At 34.8% G+C, this 17,626-nt stretch carries 18 protein-coding genes; 14 read left to right on the plus strand and 4 right to left on the minus strand.

Going from position 1 to position 17,626, the window contains the following annotated elements:
- Positions 1-271 precede the first annotated feature (271 nt).
- The 6 genes from RST01_RS00450 to RST01_RS00475 all read left to right on the plus strand — a co-directional run bounded on the left by RST01_RS00450 (position 272) and on the right by RST01_RS00475 (position 5,469).
- Positions 272-856, plus strand: coding sequence for a M15 family metallopeptidase (locus tag RST01_RS00450; RefSeq protein ID WP_244946627.1), 585 nt, complete (start codon positions 272-274; stop codon positions 854-856).
- Positions 857-1,006: 150 nt separating this feature from the next.
- Positions 1,007-1,750 (plus strand): hypothetical protein, encoded by a 744-nt coding sequence (locus tag RST01_RS00455; protein ID WP_147193398.1) that lies wholly within the window; start codon positions 1,007-1,009, stop codon positions 1,748-1,750.
- Between the two features lie 722 nt (positions 1,751-2,472).
- On the plus strand, positions 2,473-2,625 hold the full coding sequence (locus RST01_RS00460; RefSeq protein ID WP_147193399.1) for a YpzG family protein: 153 nt from the start codon (positions 2,473-2,475) through the stop codon (positions 2,623-2,625).
- Positions 2,626-2,774: 149 nt separating this feature from the next.
- Positions 2,775-3,581: an ABC transporter permease gene (locus tag RST01_RS00465; protein WP_147195031.1), complete on the plus strand. Its 807-nt coding sequence runs from the start codon at positions 2,775-2,777 to the stop codon at positions 3,579-3,581.
- A gap of 4 nt (positions 3,582-3,585) precedes the next feature.
- On the plus strand, positions 3,586-4,359 hold the full coding sequence (locus RST01_RS00470; RefSeq protein ID WP_244946629.1) for an ABC transporter ATP-binding protein: 774 nt from the start codon (positions 3,586-3,588) through the stop codon (positions 4,357-4,359).
- A gap of 15 nt (positions 4,360-4,374) precedes the next feature.
- Positions 4,375-5,469, plus strand: coding sequence for an ABC transporter substrate-binding protein (locus tag RST01_RS00475; protein ID WP_147193400.1), 1,095 nt, complete (start codon positions 4,375-4,377; stop codon positions 5,467-5,469).
- Positions 5,470-5,501: 32 nt separating this feature from the next.
- Here RST01_RS00475 and RST01_RS00480 read toward each other — a convergent pair whose 3' ends face one another.
- Positions 5,502-6,089, minus strand: a complete 588-nt coding sequence (locus tag RST01_RS00480; protein ID WP_147193401.1) for a TcaA NTF2-like domain-containing protein — start codon at positions 6,087-6,089, stop codon at positions 5,502-5,504.
- A 497-nt stretch (positions 6,090-6,586) separates the two neighbouring features.
- On the opposite strand from RST01_RS00480, the gene RST01_RS00485 reads away from it, so the two are divergent.
- The 6 genes from RST01_RS00485 (at position 6,587) to RST01_RS00510 (ending at position 11,728) form a co-directional block, all read left to right on the plus strand.
- Positions 6,587-7,207, plus strand: coding sequence for a hypothetical protein (locus RST01_RS00485; protein WP_147193402.1), 621 nt, complete (start codon positions 6,587-6,589; stop codon positions 7,205-7,207).
- Between the two features lie 357 nt (positions 7,208-7,564).
- Positions 7,565-9,103, plus strand: a complete 1,539-nt coding sequence (locus tag RST01_RS00490) for an NAD(P)H-hydrate dehydratase (RefSeq protein ID WP_147193403.1) — start codon at positions 7,565-7,567, stop codon at positions 9,101-9,103.
- 30 nt (positions 9,104-9,133) lie between these two features.
- On the plus strand, positions 9,134-9,631 hold the full coding sequence (locus RST01_RS00495; RefSeq protein WP_147193404.1) for a hypothetical protein: 498 nt from the start codon (positions 9,134-9,136) through the stop codon (positions 9,629-9,631).
- Between the two features lie 154 nt (positions 9,632-9,785).
- Positions 9,786-10,436, plus strand: a complete 651-nt coding sequence (locus RST01_RS00500; protein WP_147193405.1) for an alpha/beta hydrolase — start codon at positions 9,786-9,788, stop codon at positions 10,434-10,436.
- A 313-nt stretch (positions 10,437-10,749) separates the two neighbouring features.
- Positions 10,750-11,097, plus strand: a complete 348-nt coding sequence (locus RST01_RS15900; RefSeq protein ID WP_184117479.1) for a hypothetical protein — start codon at positions 10,750-10,752, stop codon at positions 11,095-11,097.
- A gap of 184 nt (positions 11,098-11,281) precedes the next feature.
- Positions 11,282-11,728 (plus strand): hypothetical protein, encoded by a 447-nt coding sequence (locus tag RST01_RS00510; protein WP_147193406.1) that lies wholly within the window; start codon positions 11,282-11,284, stop codon positions 11,726-11,728.
- A 66-nt stretch (positions 11,729-11,794) separates the two neighbouring features.
- On the opposite strand, the gene RST01_RS00515 is transcribed toward RST01_RS00510, so the two are convergent.
- From RST01_RS00515 to RST01_RS00525, 3 genes are all read right to left on the minus strand, one after another.
- Positions 11,795-13,324: a solute symporter family protein gene (locus RST01_RS00515; protein ID WP_147193407.1), complete on the minus strand. Its 1,530-nt coding sequence runs from the start codon at positions 13,322-13,324 to the stop codon at positions 11,795-11,797.
- Positions 13,324-13,716 (minus strand): DUF485 domain-containing protein, encoded by a 393-nt coding sequence (locus tag RST01_RS00520; protein ID WP_147193408.1) that lies wholly within the window; start codon positions 13,714-13,716, stop codon positions 13,324-13,326. The genes RST01_RS00515 and RST01_RS00520 overlap by 1 nt, the downstream gene beginning before the upstream one ends.
- 190 nt (positions 13,717-13,906) lie before the next feature.
- On the minus strand, positions 13,907-15,238 hold the full coding sequence (locus RST01_RS00525) for an MATE family efflux transporter (protein ID WP_147193409.1): 1,332 nt from the start codon (positions 15,236-15,238) through the stop codon (positions 13,907-13,909).
- A 128-nt stretch (positions 15,239-15,366) separates the two neighbouring features.
- Between RST01_RS00525 and RST01_RS00530 the strand changes: the two genes are divergently transcribed.
- Positions 15,367-16,188 carry a MerR family transcriptional regulator gene (locus tag RST01_RS00530; protein WP_066787311.1) on the plus strand — a complete coding sequence of 274 codons (822 nt, stop codon included), beginning with the start codon at positions 15,367-15,369 and terminating at the stop codon, positions 16,186-16,188.
- Positions 16,189-16,435: 247 nt separating this feature from the next.
- A complete protein-coding gene (locus RST01_RS00535) occupies positions 16,436-17,386 on the plus strand; it encodes a tyrosine recombinase XerC (protein ID WP_147193411.1) in 951 nt (316 codons plus the stop codon).
- Positions 17,387-17,626: the final 240 nt, after the last annotated feature.

Raw genomic sequence — 17,626 nt, forward strand, 5'->3', positions numbered from 1 at the left:
AATTATTAGTTTACATAATTAAAGTTGTTTAAAAAAACGAATTTACTATGTATTGAATATTTTTTATTATTTTTATAAACCTCGCTAGTCTATATAATAAAAACATAACAAAGCACTAAAGAGCAAAATCCAACAAAACCGTATATAACCTAAAAAAATGATAAGAATAGACGTGGAAAAGTAAATGAAATTTTTACTAAACTTCCTATTTACATATAACATAAGAGTAAAAGGACACTGCTACTTCAATTTCAAAGGGGAGTCGATAAAATTGAAGGCATACCACTATGCACTTCTTATATTGCCTATTATGATTATTATTTGTTTGCTTATTTTAATTTTTTATCCCAAGCTTTTCACATCAATTCAACAGCGGGAAGAAAAATCATACACTTATTTAGGGAAGGATGCGCCCCTTCCAACGGAACTAAACCCAATTGTAGAAGAAAAGAAAAATACATTAATTAATCAGGCAGCAAAAAAGAAAATCGATATAGTTATCACAGAAGGAATTCGATCATTTGCAAAGCAAGATCAAATCTATCAACAAGGACGCTCTAGACCTGGGCGTATTGTTACTTATACGAAAGCTGGGGAGTCGTACCATAATTATGGACTTGCATTTGATTTTGCGTTGGTTGATCATTCTGGCAATATTATATGGAATACGCAATATGACGGTAACCAAAACAGCAAAGCAGATTGGTACGAGGTGGCTGATCTTGGCAAAAAATTAGGGTTGGAATGGGGCGGTGATTGGCCGAGCTTTAAAGATGATCCACATTTTCAGATGACATTTGGTTTAAGTATTGAACAGCTAAAAGAAGGGTACCGGGTAAAATCAGTAGAAAAATGAAAAAAACAAGCAACCTTTCTGGGGAAGAGGGCAATGAACATTTATAGCATATTTTTTATACATTCAACATATTGAATAGGAACAGTGCATAGGAATAATGTGTAGGCATTGGACAACCTCTGCTTAATATAATAAAAAAGGAGTCTGCATATGAAATTTATACTACTATTTCTAACCAGTATTGCTGCTTTTGTTTTCACTTTCATCGTTCCTACACTTGAAGCGAAATTTATATGTTTAATTGGTTCATTGTTATTATTTAGATTAGGAATTTATATGATAAATCAATCTGAAAAAAAAAGAACTGCCGAATTAGAACAGGAAGTAGATGATTTATTACAACATCTTCCTTTCACACATAAAACAATATCAGATGATTATCTTCAAGCATTATTTATAGATGAGGCTTCCCAAACCCTTTTCACTGCCATAAGAAAGGATACAGGGGAATCTTTTGATGTGAAAGAATATCTATTTCCTGAAGTGTATGAAGCGGCGATTGAAGAAGATGGGAACCAGCTTGCTTTTATAGCAAGAGGAGGAATACTTGGGGGTTCTTTATTGAAGAACGTAGACCATATCGAAGTTTTCGATACCCAGAAAGAAGACGATGATTTAAATGATGAAGATTTTAGTGAAGAAGAGCAAGATGACATAGAAGAGGGCATTTCGAAAGTAAGCCTAAAATTAGTATTGGACAACCTAGCACATCCTATTTTTGAATTTATCTTTTTTGAAAGTGAGGAACCTGTTGACCCTGATTCAGATGAATATAAAGATGCTTTTAAAGCATGTAATCAATGGTATCAAATGATAAGTATTCTAATAAAACGCCAAGATCATCAAAAGCAAGTACTTGTTACGAGATATGAAGAAGCCCAAAAGGTTATTTAATAATTTAAATAACCTTAATAATCCTATTTGAATAAATAATTTAATCAAAGATAAACTAAATTTTTTCGAAATAAAATTAAAAAAATGGTTTAAAAAAATGTACAGAAGGTATACTATTAATGATTTCACTTATAAATCCTTTTCTGGTAGGAGGGGTTAACCAATGGGTGAACCAAGTCCAGGTGAGTAGTAAAGCTCGACCGCAGATTAAAATGTACCATGCCAAAGAAAGGAAACGGAGTGAAGACCCGTGGAGTAGTCTTGGGCAACATAGCGATTCTTTAACCATTTAATCGTCATTTCGATGATGAGGAGGAAGAATTCCATGAGTATGCCGCCAAAAAAGCGCTAACAAACAAGAATTCAATGTCTCTAGACCAGATTAAATAGTAATGATCAAGTTGAAACGGAGTGAAGACTCGTGGTGTAGACTTGTCAGTTATTTTTAATCATCGTAAACCATATGATCTGGAGAGTGAAGTCCGATGAGCATGTAGAACGATTGTTCCACTGTTTGCGGAAGTTCAGCTACTGTGGGCTAGATTAAAAGGTCAAAAATGAAGCTTGCATAATTTAATCGCCGAAGAGGATAAGTGAAATCAAGCTCGGGGAATTTATTTCCCGGGCTTTTTTATGTGTTTTTTTTTGAATAAAATCATGAAAGTTATCAATACTATCTAGGATTCACAATTTTAAAACTACATGTCGGGAGGAAGAACATAATGAGTAAACAACAACAGCTTGATCCAAAATCTCAAAAAGTTCATCAGCTCTGGAGTAGGATTAAACATCAAAAATCTCAAGTTAACGGTCAGACAGAAGTAACCTTGTCTAATCGAATTTTGAGAAGCCTTGCAAAGGCAAGACATTTTTAATCCATGTAGATATTGTGCAATCACCACCAAAAAACATGATCAGTTTATACTGATCATGTTTTTTCTTTTTTAGGCTAGCGACACACTTTTTTAAATAGTGACATATCCTTTAAGTGAAGAGGTGGTGAAGGATGAGACCAGGAGAAAATATGAAAATTTCTCATAAAGCGGTTGAAGTTGAACAACAAGAATGGAAGAAGAGACGGTTAAAAGAACGCATGAAGCAGATGCTTACGATTGCTTCACCAATTATTCTCTTGTTGGTGTGGGAATGCCTTTCCCGAACCAATTTGATTGATGTTCGATTTTTTCCGCCTCCAACTAAGATTATTGGAACTCTTTTTTCTATGATTTATAGCGGTGAATTATTTCACCATATGTGGGTTTCTCTCTACAGGATATTCTGTGGATTCTTACTCGGGGCAATACCAGGTATTGTCATTGGCTTATTAATGGGCCTATACTCTCCCATTCGACATTCCATATCACCAATTGTCATGGCGTTGATGCCAATACCAACATTGGCGCTTTTGCCAATTATTATTATTCTTTTTGGAATTGGCGATTTCTCCAAAGTGGTGACGATTGCAGGTAGTGTATTCTTCCCAGTAGTAATCAACACGACTGCAGGAGTTATAAACATTGACTCCATTTACTTAGATGTTGCAAAAAATTATGGCGCGAGCTCTAAGGACTTCTTCTTTAAGATTGCGCTTCCTGGATCGCTCCCGGTTATGATGGAAGGTATTCAGATGGGGCAGGCAATTGCGTTATTAACAATCGTAGCAGCTGAAATGATGGGTGCCACATCTGGCATAGGCTATTTGATATGGACTTCTTACAAAGCATTTATGCTACAGGAAATGTTTGTAGGGCTTATTCTCATCTCATTTTTTGGCTATTTATTTTCTTTGCTGCTTCGTTTTATCCAAAAGAAAATATTACCTTGGAGGTGAGTAAGTGGACACCAAAATTTCAATCGAAAATTTGACTAAAGTATTTTATAAAAAAAATGCAAGTGTTACAGCTTTAGATGAGGTATCTATGGATATCGCAGAGGGAGAGTTTGTTTGTATTGTAGGGCCAAGCGGTTGTGGGAAAACAACTTTGCTTCGAATACTGGCAGATTTGGAAACATTAAGCGCAGGAAAAATTGAAATTAAACAAGATAAGAAAGATCGTCCTCTTCAATCAATGGTTTTTCAAGAAAGAGGTATTATCCCATGGCTGACAGTAGAAGAGAATGTTTCCTTTGGTTTAAAAATGCGGCATCTGCCCATACAGCAAGTTAGAGAAAGAACAGATTATTATTTACAAAAAGTGGGGCTGGATCAGTTTAAAAAGCTCTATCCAAAAGAACTGTCTGGTGGTATGAAGCAAAGAGTTAGTATTGCTCGAGCCTTTGCCAATGATCCGGAAATTTTACTAATGGATGAACCCTTCGCGGCTCTTGATGAACAGAATAAATTTATCTTACAGGAAGAGTTACTTTCGATTTGGGAAGAGACAAAGAAGACAGTTATTTTTATTACACATAGTATAGATGAAGCACTGCTGCTGAGTGACAGAATTCTATTAATGAGTGCACAACCCGGTAAGATTATAAAAGAAATAAAAAATGATAGCCCGAGACCGAGGAAGATAGAACAGATGCGCGCAAATCAAAAAACTGCAGAACATTTTATAGAGATATTAAACCATCTACATGAGGAAGTTCAAAAGTCTAGAAGCTAGGATGGAGGGAATATGATGAAGGAATGGCTTAAAAGAGGGCTGGTACTACCACTTCTACTTCTAGCAATATTGATTGCAGGTTGCACAGAAAAAGGAAGTGATACAAAAAAACCAGTGGATAATACTGTGAGTAAAGAAAATCCATCAGGCGATCTTGCACCTTTAAAGAAAAAGGTGAAAGTAAAAATAGCTGAAGATGGAGCGGCATCTGGTGCAGGTTTTTATATTGCCAATGAAAAAGGGTACTTCAAAGATTACAATATTGAGGTAGAATTTGCTCAATTTGCAAATAGTGATGATATGTTGCCAGCACTTGCTGCTGGAGAAGTTGAAATGGCAGGCGGCATTTCGACAGCATCATTCTTTAATGCTATTGCTCAAGGAATTGATGTAAAAATAGTAGGGGATAAGGGTCATAATATGCCAGGTAAATCCTATTTTACATTCGTTATAAGCGATAAAATGAAAAATGTAATTAAGGATTATACAGATATGAAAGGTAAAAAAATTGCCATTTCTTCTAGAAACTCAATTGATGGTTATATCTATGAATTAATGCTTCGCCATGCGGGACTTACCGAGAAAGATGTAGAAACAGTTGTTATGTCTGACTTTGGTAGTATGCTAGGAGCGTTACAAAACGGTTCTATTGATGCTGCGCTTAGCATAGAGCCTCTGATTGCACAAGGTGTTGAAAAAGGGATTATCCATCGTTTTAAGGATGCAACTGATTTTGCTCCAGATTCGCAAATTGCTTTAGTTTTGGCTTCACCGAAATTCGTGAGTACAGACCGTGATGTGTCACTTCGCTTTATGCTTGCTTATCTAAAAGGTGTCCGAGATTATAATGATGCCTTTACGAAAGGAAAAGGAAAAGCGGAGATTGTCAGTATTATGACAAAATACACAGCTCTAAAAGATCCAGCCATATGGGATAAGGTAAATGTAACGGGATTAGATCCGAATGGTGAAATGCGTATGGAGGATATTCAGAATCAATATAATATGTATAAAGAAAATGGGGCAACAAAGGGAACATTTGAATTTGATAAGGCAATTGATACTTCACTAACAGAAGAAGCAGTAAAGATAATAGGGAGTTATAAGTAATAAAAAAAGGAGTAAGCAAATGCTTACTCCTTTTAAAATTTAGTTTCTTTTAAATCGGAAATTTTGAAGAAGCTGTTATTTTCATCGCCATCCACATAATCGTAATATACAGAATATGTTCTGTCATAGGCGTTAAGAGATTTATTTCCATTTTTCGTTTCGTTAATATATTCTTTGGTTTTCACAACAAAATCTGTATCACTTTTACGGTCAATTGAAACAATCTCTACTTTATTGACTTCTTCTAGATCGCCTTGCTTATGTTTTGTGGGAATTTGTTTTGATAAATTTTCATATAACTTTGTGTCATGCATGATTGCTTCGTTTGCAAGTGGTTCAAAGTTACCTGAGGCAATAGCTTCGGAACGCATAACAGGATAGTCAGAAATAAACTGAGTTAATTTTTCTTGTTCTGCTTTTGACATTTTTTGACCTGTTACTTTGGTTTCAATTATATCTTTAGTTTGGTGCTTATCAGCTTTCGATATAGCATCCTTCGATTTTTCTGTTAAGAAAGCATCTTCTTTTTGATCCTGATTTTTTTGATTTGCATCGTTACCACAAGCTGTAAGAACTGAAGCAGCTAAGAATAACGAACATAACACTGGCCATTTCTTCATTTTATTGGTCCTTCTTTCAACAATTATTTCTATTATCATACCCTATTTTATACTGCAATAACACTGTAGTATGAAATCGTCTAAAAGTGTTGAAGCTTTCATTTTTTCTTTCTTCCTTTATTAGTTACAATTCAGTCTAAATGATTAAAAAAGAATGAATAGGGGTACTATTGAAGGTCGTCCGACTATGCTTGCTAAATTGTTAATTCACTTTAATATATGCAAGGAGACGTGAGCAGGAAATTTGGTTTATGGTTAATTTAATATCTAACTTTTCCTATACATATTGCTTTGTACAACTAAAACATACAAATTATGAATTAAAAAAGGATCTTATTTATTACATTTAGATGTCAGTATAGCTAGATTTTTAAAATTCCTGTAATGCTAAATGCTTTTTTTTCTACGTAAGATGTATAGCAAACAAAAAAAGCATACTAGACTACAGATTTAGAAGTCTTCTTCATAGGTACATTATAAAAAAAGAAGGGTGATGTATGATGATTAGAAAATCTTTGAGTTACTTACGTTTAATGGGTATGTGTTTAGGGATTGCCATAGTAGGATCAATAGCAGCTGGATGTTCGAGCGCTAAATTGATAGAAGGGAAAAAAGTACAAGCGGGAGTTATGGTAGAAGAAAATGAGAACATCGTCGATAAAAATGTACAATCAATAAAGCATGTACTAAAAACAGAATTTACAAGCCCTAAGCAGGAGTATAATAAAATTCTTCATAATCCTGAAAACTTTACAATAATAGAAGGAAAGAAAATGCTGAAAGCTTCATACGGTAGTGAACTGCATAATTATGTTGAGGGATTATACAAGCCATACTTCACAAAAACTGGATTCTCTTCTTTTTTTGTAACATCAGCATTTAATTATACGCTGAAATCTAAAGATATAAAAATAAATGTGAAAGATATGGAGATAGAAAAAACGGATAAAAATCACAACTATCATTTTGTTGTGAGTGTTAACTATAAGAAGGGAGATCATGCAACAAAGAAGTATCAAATTAAAGGGATTGCTACTTTACCTGAAGAAGGTAAGATTGCTCAAATTACTTATAAGGATGATGGAGGATTGCTTAAAAATATAAAAAAGAATAGCTAAAAATTAGGGATTTGAATATAGAGGAAGTTTTTAACTTCCTCTTTATTTTGATTTAAAATCATAAAGTAAATCGTCTAAGGTCTTTAGTCCCTAAACTAAGTAGGCGTAAGATTAAAATTTAGGTATAATAGCTATAGGGTTCATTAAAATATAGATATCTCTTGAGTAGATATAGAAAGTTTAGGTAAAATGTGGCTAGTATTAATTGGTTTTTTGACTTCTTTCTTCATATGAATGAAAAGATTTTAGAGGTTTAAATATTCTGATAAGTGCATTGGCAACATTAAGATTTTCTTATTATAATATATAAAGTACATATGCATAGTACATATACAAAAAAGGGAAGAAGTGATTTTCATGTACATAGGCGGTCGGCAAGATTTAGCTGCGCTTGACCAATTTACAATAGAACAGGTCGGGCTTCCAGGTGCTGTATTAATGGAGAATGCAGGTTCTGCTATCGTGTCTTCAGTTTTGTCAACATACCATGACCTAGACGCGCGCATTCTTGTGTTAGCAGGTAACGGTAACAACGGCGGCGATGGATTTGTAGCTGCCAGAAAGTTATGTGATCATGGATATAATGTGGAATTGTGCCTTCTGCCTAAAGAGGAGACATTAAAGGGAGATGCACTTACCCACTTTTTAGTCTATAAAAATAGAGGTCTTCCCTATTTAACAATGGCGACAATGGATAAGGATAAGCTTCAGTCAAAAATAAACTGTGCTACTATTATTATAGATGCAATGATAGGTTCAGGGATGCAGGGCATAATTAAAGACCCATTTCGTTCAGTCATTGAAATGGTAAATGAGTCTACTGCTTATGTTTTAGCAGTAGATATTCCTTCAGGCTTGGAGGCTGATACCGGACTAGTTACAGAAATGGCCATCAAGGCTGATCGTACCGTTACTTTTGTGATGCCTAAAAAAGGATTCTTCTTGCAAGACGGACCAATGTATATTGGTGAATGGGAAATTGCAGATATCTCAGTACCTTATCAGCTTGCAGAAAAATCCACTCAATCTCTGCCAAGGCTAATTACAAACGGAGATGTCTATGCACAATTGCCAAAGAGACCATCAAACAGTCATAAAGGAACATTTGGCCATGGTATTGTGATAGGAGGCTCTAGTTCATATGTAGGAGCACCTATTTATTCCGCCAAAGCTGCATTTCACTCAGGAATTGGGCTTGTGACATTAGCTGTGCCGGAAGAAAATTATGCAATCTCAGCATCTCAGTTGCCAGAAGCATTATATATAAAGCTTTCAAATATAGAAGACCACATATCTCCAGCATCGCTTTCTGAAATTTCATTTTCTACATATAAGGCAATTGCCATAGGTCCTGGACTTAGTCGTTTTAAACATGGCGGAAAAATATTGGAGATCTTGTTTAGTAAATGCCACGATCAGCCTATTATTATAGACGCGGATGGCCTATTCTATCTTAAGGATTACCTCCATTTATTGAAGGAATACAAGGGCCCTGTTATTATTACACCCCATCCGGGTGAAATGGCAGCACTTTTAGATTGCAGTGTAGAAGAAATTGAAAGTAATCGATTAGAGGTAGCAAAGCAATTTGCAAAAGAGCATGGTGTATACGTATTATTGAAAGGTCATCGCTCTATTGTTGAAGTTCCAGATGGTAATACATGGGTAAATCCCCATGGACATGATGCGCTAGCACGGGGAGGTAGCGGTGATGTATTAACCGGCCTTATTCTGTCCTTTATATGTCAACATGCAAGCCCTGAACAAGCGTTAGTATGCGCTACATTTTTACATGCTAGAGCTGCGGAAGTGAAAGCAGAGAAATTATCCCATTACAGTGTAACTCCAAATGCTATAATAGAAGGGATTCCTGAAATTCTAAATGAAATGCGATAAAATATATAAAGAATAGAAAGGAAGATGGCAGTGCGCAATTTAGCCTGGTATATTTCACTGGCCATCTCGTTTTTTGGCTGTCTTGCCATCGAGTTTTTCTTCACAGGAAAGCCTACACAGTCAATCAACCATGCCAATACAGCAATTGTACCAATCGTATTATTAATTCCTTTTTTGTTTTTAAGTTTATTTATAACCTGGACAGTCGGAAGAAAGTACTTTGCTATTAGACCGTTGCGAAGACCTGGGATATTACTACTTGCTATAATCATTATTTTGGTTATTGCCATTACAGGTGAATATCAGACAATTCAAGAGACAATCAATGGATTTGAAAAAAAAGGGAAGACAATGATGTCTGTTTTGAAACATCAAAGCTATTTTAATTATTTTACTGTGAATTGGTATTTTAATGAAAATTCCTTTTTGCTAGTTCATCTTATCTCATTTTGTCTAGGTTTCGTTGGCCGCAAAAGAGAATGGCAGCTAGAGCTAGAGGAAAATGAATATAAAGCGAACAATGAGTAGCGTGGCAAACATAGCCACGCTATTTTTACTTCCTTATACGTCGTTTCAGAAGCTATCTGGTGAAATCTATAGAAATTCTATTAGGATATAGTCAAAAGTCCAGTTTAAAAATTATGCTATGATAGTGTATATAATCCTTGAAAGGAAGATGATTATGAAATCACCATTTACATTTATTTATTCTGCTCCAACAAATATTGTAGAAGGAAAGAAATATCCTGCAATATTTTTACTGCACGGAATGGGAAGCAATGAAGAAGACTTGCCACAGCTAGTGCAAGAATTAAAAGAAGATTACTTTATATTTAGCTTGCAGGGCCCCATCCTTCAAGAACCTGGTTATGCTTTCTATCATGACAAAGAGTTCGGAAAACCGGATCGCCATGTATTTGATCAAGTTGTTATCCATATTGCAAAATTTATAGAAGAAGCAGCTACTGAGTTCCCGCTTAACTTAAAAGAGTTGTATATTTTGGGCTTTAGCCAAGGTGCCGTGCTGGCCAATTCTTTAGCATTTGTAATGGGAAATCAAAAACTAGCGGGAGTTGTAGCATTAAGCGGCTATATTCCAGACTTTGTTAAGACAGATTATAAAAAGAAATCCGTTGATAGCCTTCCTATTTATATTGCACATGGCACTATGGATTACGTTCTTCCTTATCAATGGGGGGAAGAAAGCAAAGGCTTCTTCTTAAGCTATGATGCAGAAGTAACTTTTAAGGGATTCGAAGATGGTCATGGAGTACCTCCATATATCCAAGAAGAAGTGATACAGTTTTTTAAAAAGAAATCTTCAAATCAATAACGTTTAAACACTATGATAATAGGGAATATTATTAAAATTTAAAACTTTTAAAAAAGAGGAAAAAAGAACCAAAGAAATTTTTTCTTCTTTTTTAATGTCTATTTACCTTATGGTTAATAAAGGTTTTATATTCATAAGAACTATTAGAGGAAATGTAGTTCATACTTTTGATACAAATTAGTCGTAATAAAAATAACTTTTTACCTATGGAAGAAAATCGAAAAATACTTCTCAACGTCACCTCATGTTGATTTTTGTAATTTTTTAGGTTAAAGTTTGGTTAACGTTAAAAAATCAAAATGAGGTGAGGAATATGAAAAAGTTTAGATGCCCTGTATGTGGTTTTATGGGTTTAGCAAAGAAACCGTATGATAGTAACCTTAGTGGATCTGGTGAAATTTGCCAGTGCTGTGGATTTCAATTTGGTTATGATGATCAATCTAGCCAAGCAAGAAAAAGGATCCAGGAATCCCATGATAGTTATCGAATTAAATGGTTATTTGAAGGTGCAAAAGTATTTCATCCCTCAAGTTTTCCAGTTGAATATATCCAAAAAAACAGTACACGTATGACAGAGACGCAATTGATCAGACAGCTAAATACAATTGGCTTTAAACATAATGTACCGAATAAAAAGTTGATGAAGACCATCATGAATTGAAAAAAGAAGGATTGTATAAATAAGATTTTTAATGATTTGCTTAAATTAAAATATTTCTAAGCGAGAGTATGAAGATCCGTTCAGTGAAAACACATTGGGCGGATGTTTTTTTATATTGTCTTTGGTTTTTAGGTCTAGCATATAGATAAATTAGGGGTGTATTTTTATCAAAAAAGGATTGATATTGGTTTATATTTTATTGAGCTGTATCCTTAGCAGCTGCACTACATCCAATAAGAAGGGATTACCAGGTGACCGTCCTCCGTCTGTTTTTGTAGAATTGAATGGGGAAAAGTATAGCACGACTCAAGGTTCATTCTGCTGGACAAATATGTGTGTTGACAAGGTAGGACCTCCAGAATTATTACAAAATAAAAAGCCAATCAGGCTTACATCTAAGGCAATAGCCCAAATTAAGATGGATTATAAGCCACAGCCAACCGAAGTTCATTTATCTTTAATGGAAGGTAATGAGGAAAAGAAAATACAGTTAAAAGGTGATGGACAATTCAAAACCCCAACAAAAAAGGGTGTGTATTATTATGTATATAGTGTATGGTGGGATACCGATGAAAAAGGGAAACAATACCATGGAGATGCGGCTTATGTTTTTTCATTAGAGATAGAATAATGACTACGTAATAGAGAGAATAAAAAAGAGATCAGGAGAATCAACCCCCAATCTCTTTTTTATTAGCTAGCTATTTTTAAGTCCAGTATTCGCTTTCACAGTTACTTCTGCATACTTGCGAACATCTGATTTTTGACCTACTAGTGAACCAATCCAACCTGCTAAGAAACCACACGGAACTGAAATGATTGCTGGATTAGTAAGAGGGAACAATGCTGTCCCTTTTAGAATAGCCGTACCTTCTGGACTCCAAATATTAGGGCTTAATGCTACAAGAATCAATGCTACAACTAGTCCAGTTACCATTGCTGAAACAGCACCTGTTGTGTTAAATTTCTTATAATAGATAGTGTAAATAATAACTGGCAAGTTTGCACTTGCTGCAATACAAAATGCTAGCGATACTAAGAAAGCTACATTTAATGTTTGAGCACCTAATGCAAGAAGGATAGAAATTACCGCAACCCCTATAGAAGCATAACGTGCAGCTTTCATTTGTTCTTTTTCTGTTGCTTTGCCTTTACGAATAATTTGGCCATAAATATCATGAGCGAAAGCAGAAGCACCTGATAATACCAATCCGGCAACAACAGCTAAAATAGTCGCGAAAGCAACTGCACAAACAAATGACATTAACAAGTCTCCGCCTAATGCTTGAGCAAGAAGTGGTGCGGCCATATTTCCGGCTGCATTGGCTGAAACGATTTTTTCAGACCCTACAAATGCAGCGGCTCCAAAACCAAGGAAAATAGTGAGGACATAAAAGATACCAACAATCCATGTTGCGCTTACAACTGAGCTCCGGGCTGTTTTTGCATCTTTTACAGTAAAGAAGCGCATTAATATGTGAGGTAAACCCGCTGTACCTAAAACCAAAGCAATCATCACAGATAATGTATCAAAGCCGTTAGTATATTTTACGCCAGCATTGAGATAAGCTTCACCATGAGATGTTGATGTTTTAACAGTTTGGAACATTTCAAGAATATTAAAATTGAATTTTAAGAGTACAAGGAATGAGATAATAACAGTACCGATCATTAAAAGAACAGCTTTAATAATTTGTACCCAACTTGTAGCGGCCATCCCGCCCCATAGAACGTAAATTGTCATCATTACGCCCACTAACAATACAGCTATCCAATAGTCTATTCCTAGCAAAAGCTGTATTAGTGCACCAGCCCCAACTAATTGTGCAATCATGTAAAATAACACAATTACTATTGTACTTATAGCAGCAGTCCCACGAACTTTCTTTTGATTAAAACGTGCAGTAATCATATCTGCCAATGTGTAGCGTCCAAGATTTCGTAAAGGTTCAGCTACAATATATAAAACAACTAAATAGGCGACCAAGTAGCCAATACTATAGAAGAAACCATCAAAACCAAATAAAGCAATAGCACCTGCTATTCCTAAAAATGAAGCAGCAGATAAATAGTCACCAGCAATCGCAATGCCGTTTTGCCAACCTGTTAGGCCACCGCCGGCAGTGTAGAACTCGCTAGCTGAATTTGTTCTTTTCGATGCAATATACGTAACAATCAAAGTGAGCACTACAATTGCCACGAAGAATAAGATCCCAATAGCTCCCATTAATAGCCACCATCCTTCGCTTTTTCAATAATTTTTTCGCTGTCTTGATCAAATACATTTGCTTTTTTGACATAAAGCATACAGAGTACCCACGTCATAATAAATAATCCTAAAGAATAAATCCATACCCAGGTAATATCACCAAAGGCTTTTCCATCCAAAATTGTTGTGAAAGAGGTTAAGATAGGCAATAGAATGTAGAGACCTAAAAATAGAATTGAAATAGATCCAATAAAACTATTTTTCTTTTTTACAAGCGCTTTAAATTCAGAACTTTCTGAAATAGATACATACTTTTCTTCTGTCAGGCCATTCAAAACATTTGGTTCTTGCCCCAAATGATCGCTCACAACTTGTTTTTCTTCTAACGAGTGAGCTAAATTTTGACTCATACAAAATCCCCCTTTAAAAATATGAAGTTGGAAGTGCTTCCAATTCCTTGAAATAATCATATGCAAATTTGACAAAAATAGCAACATTTTTTAGAAAATTAATTATTTTTGGAAAATAAGTAAAAACCACTATTTCTAAAGAGGAAATAGTGGCTACCTATATAATAGAAGAAACTTATTCATGTACCGTTTAGCTTTGATTATTTTTTAACTGATATAACAGTATACCAATAGCAGTCATTCCTTCTGCAATAGGAAAGGCTAACCAAAGTACTTTGCCCGAAAACGCTGCAGGCAATAAATAGAGCAAGGGGAGGAATAATACAAGGGAACGCATAAGAATGATAATCATCGATAAGCGTATTTTCTTAATCGATTGATAAAATTCTGCATACAGCAAGTTATAACTAAGAAACAAATAGCCAATAAAGAAAAGATGTATGCCTTGCTTTGTAAATTCAATGATAGCAGGGTCATGCACGCTAAATGCTTGGATCAACTGATCATCAAGGAGCCATCCCACAAGAATAATGAGTATACCTGCAATAATGCCAGCAAGAAGTCCCAATTTCAAGACAGCTTTGAGTCGTTCTGTTAATTTTGCCCCATAGCTAAAGCTTACAATTGGTTGTATGGCTGCACTTATACCAAAGAAAAGCATGATAAATACGGCATGTAAATAATTGATTACAGCATAAGAGGTGACGCCAATTTCACCAACGAAATGACTAAAGGCAATATTATAGCCTACGACTACAATAGCGGTAGAACCTTCTGTAATAAAGCTTGGTGAGCCGATTTTTAAAATTTCTTTCATATTACTAAAGTTAAAGTGGAATGTTTTCAAATTAAAACGTAAATGGCTATCGCTTCGTAAAAAATGCAAAAGAAGTACACATAAACCTACGACTGTTGAAAGTGCTGTTGCATATGCAGCTCCACTAACACCCATGTTCATCTGAAAGATAAAGATATAGTTCAGGATGATATTTAAGACTGATGTGGTGATTAAACCAATCATAGCTAGTTTCGGATTCCCATCGTTTCGTATAAAAATGCTTAAAACATTTTCTAATACATATATGAGACCGAAAAGAAGAATGACATGAAGATAGTCTTCAACATAGGGAAGAACTTTAGTACTTGCGCCGAAAAGCAGAGCAATCTCTTTTTGTTTCCAAAGACAAATAATAACAAGTACACCAACAATGCTCACGGTCATTAATAGGCTCTGCATAAAAATGGAGCGAGCTTGCTGTATGTTATCCTTGCCCATTTCGATAGAGTAAAGAGTTGCACCTCCCATTCCAATCCATAGAGAAATGGATAACAATATAGAGAAAATAGGAACTGCTATATTGACTCCCGCTAAGGCAAGCGGTCCGACTCCGTTGCTGACAAAAATGCCATCTACAAGAATATTGACAGACATTAAAATCATACCGAGTAGTGAGGGGAATAAATACGATAAAAATAGTTTGTGAATTGGGGTTTGCGTTAATTTGATTGATGTATCACTCATAGATGCCTCCGTAAAATGGAGCACTTCCTTTCTAGATAGAACGTTTCTTTTCCTTTTCTAATATGATTTTAAAGTATATAGTTACTATATAGTCAATACGTATGCACTTAATGGAGAGGTGGAATGTTATGTCAGAACAATCACACAAATATTTTACTACTGGAGAGTTTGCTAAACTTTGCCATATATCAAAACAGACCTTATTTTATTACGATGAAATCGGTTTACTTTCACCCTATATTAAAGAGGACAATGGATACCGTTATTATACCTATTCACAGTACGAAGTTTATATAGTAATTGAACTGCTGAAAGATTTAGGCATGCCTCTTAAAGAAATTCGTAATTTTTTAAATAACAAAACGCCAATTGAAGCTATTCAATTACTTACTAGCCAATTGGACGAAATTGACAATAAAATTAGTAAGCTTCAGCATATTAGAACAATAGCCGAAACGACTATCAAAATTATCAAAGAAGCATTAGAAGTGGATTGGGAAAGTATTACCGTTGAAAATCTTCCTGAGAGAACATTGCTCATAAGCCAGCATCTACGTCATGCAACGAATCGTCAATACTTGAATGCTGTGACTGATTTTATTGATTTGTGCAATAAGCATGAATTATATACGGGGCATCCAATCGGAGCCATTTTAGCAGAGGAAGAAATATTGGCTGAGAACTTTGGAAATTATAGTTATCTTTATACCGAAATGCCTTCGAGTATTGAAAAGGTCTCCACAATTGTTCGACCAGCAGGACAGTATATTATCGCCTATCATAAAGGAAACGATAAGGAAATTGCTCCATCCTATCACCGAATATTTGAATTTGTAAAAGAGCATCAATTAGCAATTAAAAATTTTGCGTATGAAGAATATATTTTAGATGAGGTTGCTGTCAATGGTGCAGAGAATTATGTGACTAAGATTATGATTCCAATTAAATAGTCTATTTATTCTAGTTTATACTTATAATTTCTACTTTAACGTTAAATTATTCTCACTTGTTTTAATTCCGCTTCCTAAGAGAATTATTTTTTATTAGTAGAATAGTTTAACCATTACATTTCGACAAAGTCGAGTCTTCTAAGTAGAGGATTCGACTTTTTATTATCTTCTTTTATTAAAAAGGTTCCCAAATGTATATTTGGGAAAGTTATTTATGATAGAATAGAAGAAATTGAGGTGACGTGAGATGGATCCAAAAAAACCAAAAATACTTAGAGATTTTTTAATTTATTTAACAGCTATTAAAGGAAAGTCAAAACGCACTCGAGATGAGTATGAATACGATTTGACCTTATTTCTGAGGTTTACTCTTAGCGTACAACAAGATAAATTAGAGCAAATTGATACAATTGATATACATTCATTTGATGCCTCGTTCTTAAAGGAAATAACACTCGAAGATATGTATCTTTTTTTAGAATACTGTGAGGAGAGACGAAAAAATAGCGCACACACCCGTGCAAGGAAGGTAGCGACATTGCGCTCATTCTTTAAATACTTGAAATCCAAGCGCCATATTATAGAAGAAAACCCCGCAGATGATTTGGAAACACCTAAAATAGGAAAAAAGCAGCCGATTTATCTCAGTTTAGATGAAGCGAAGACATTTATGGGCGGCATCCAGTACAGCGCACATTATGATAGAGATTATTGCATGATGACATTCTTTTTGAATTTGGGTATTCGTGTATCTGAATTATGTAATCTAAATATGGACTCTATCCATGAGCGTACACTTACTGTGAGAGGGAAAGGAGATAAAGAAAGGTCTGTTTATCTCAATGATGCATGCCTTAAAGCCCTGAAAACTTATTTAGAGCAGGAAAGGAATAAAATGAAGAATGCTGATAAAAATGAGGCTTTATTTCTTTCTCAAAAAGGAACACGTTTAACAAGGCAGCGAATTGCAAAGATAGTGAAAGAAATCAATTTATCATCAGGGTTAGAAAAAAAGAAGCTGTCGCCACATAAATTACGCCATACATCTGCTACGATGATGTATAAAAGTGGAGCAGATATTAGAAGCCTGCAACAAATTCTAGGCCATTCTAACGTATCAACAACTCAAATTTATACACATGTGGAGAATGAAGAGATCCAACGAGTAATTGAAAACAATCCTCTAAATATTTTATAAATAATAATATTATGTAAACAAATAAACAGGTACTTTATATAAAGTGTTGAGGTATGGCTACCGATGCAAAAGGGTATTAAAGGTAATACTAAATCAAAAATGTACTTAAACTAATGGGGCAGTATAGTTTAAGTACAAGTGAATTAGAATATTAATTCTTTTATAAGAAGTCCAATATATTTTATTTTAAAACAACGAGGAGGCGTCAATCCAAAAGTGTGATGGACGTCTTATTCGTGT

The organism is Rummeliibacillus stabekisii (assembly GCF_007988965.1).
Classification (GTDB): domain Bacteria; phylum Bacillota; class Bacilli; order Bacillales_A; family Planococcaceae; genus Rummeliibacillus; species Rummeliibacillus stabekisii.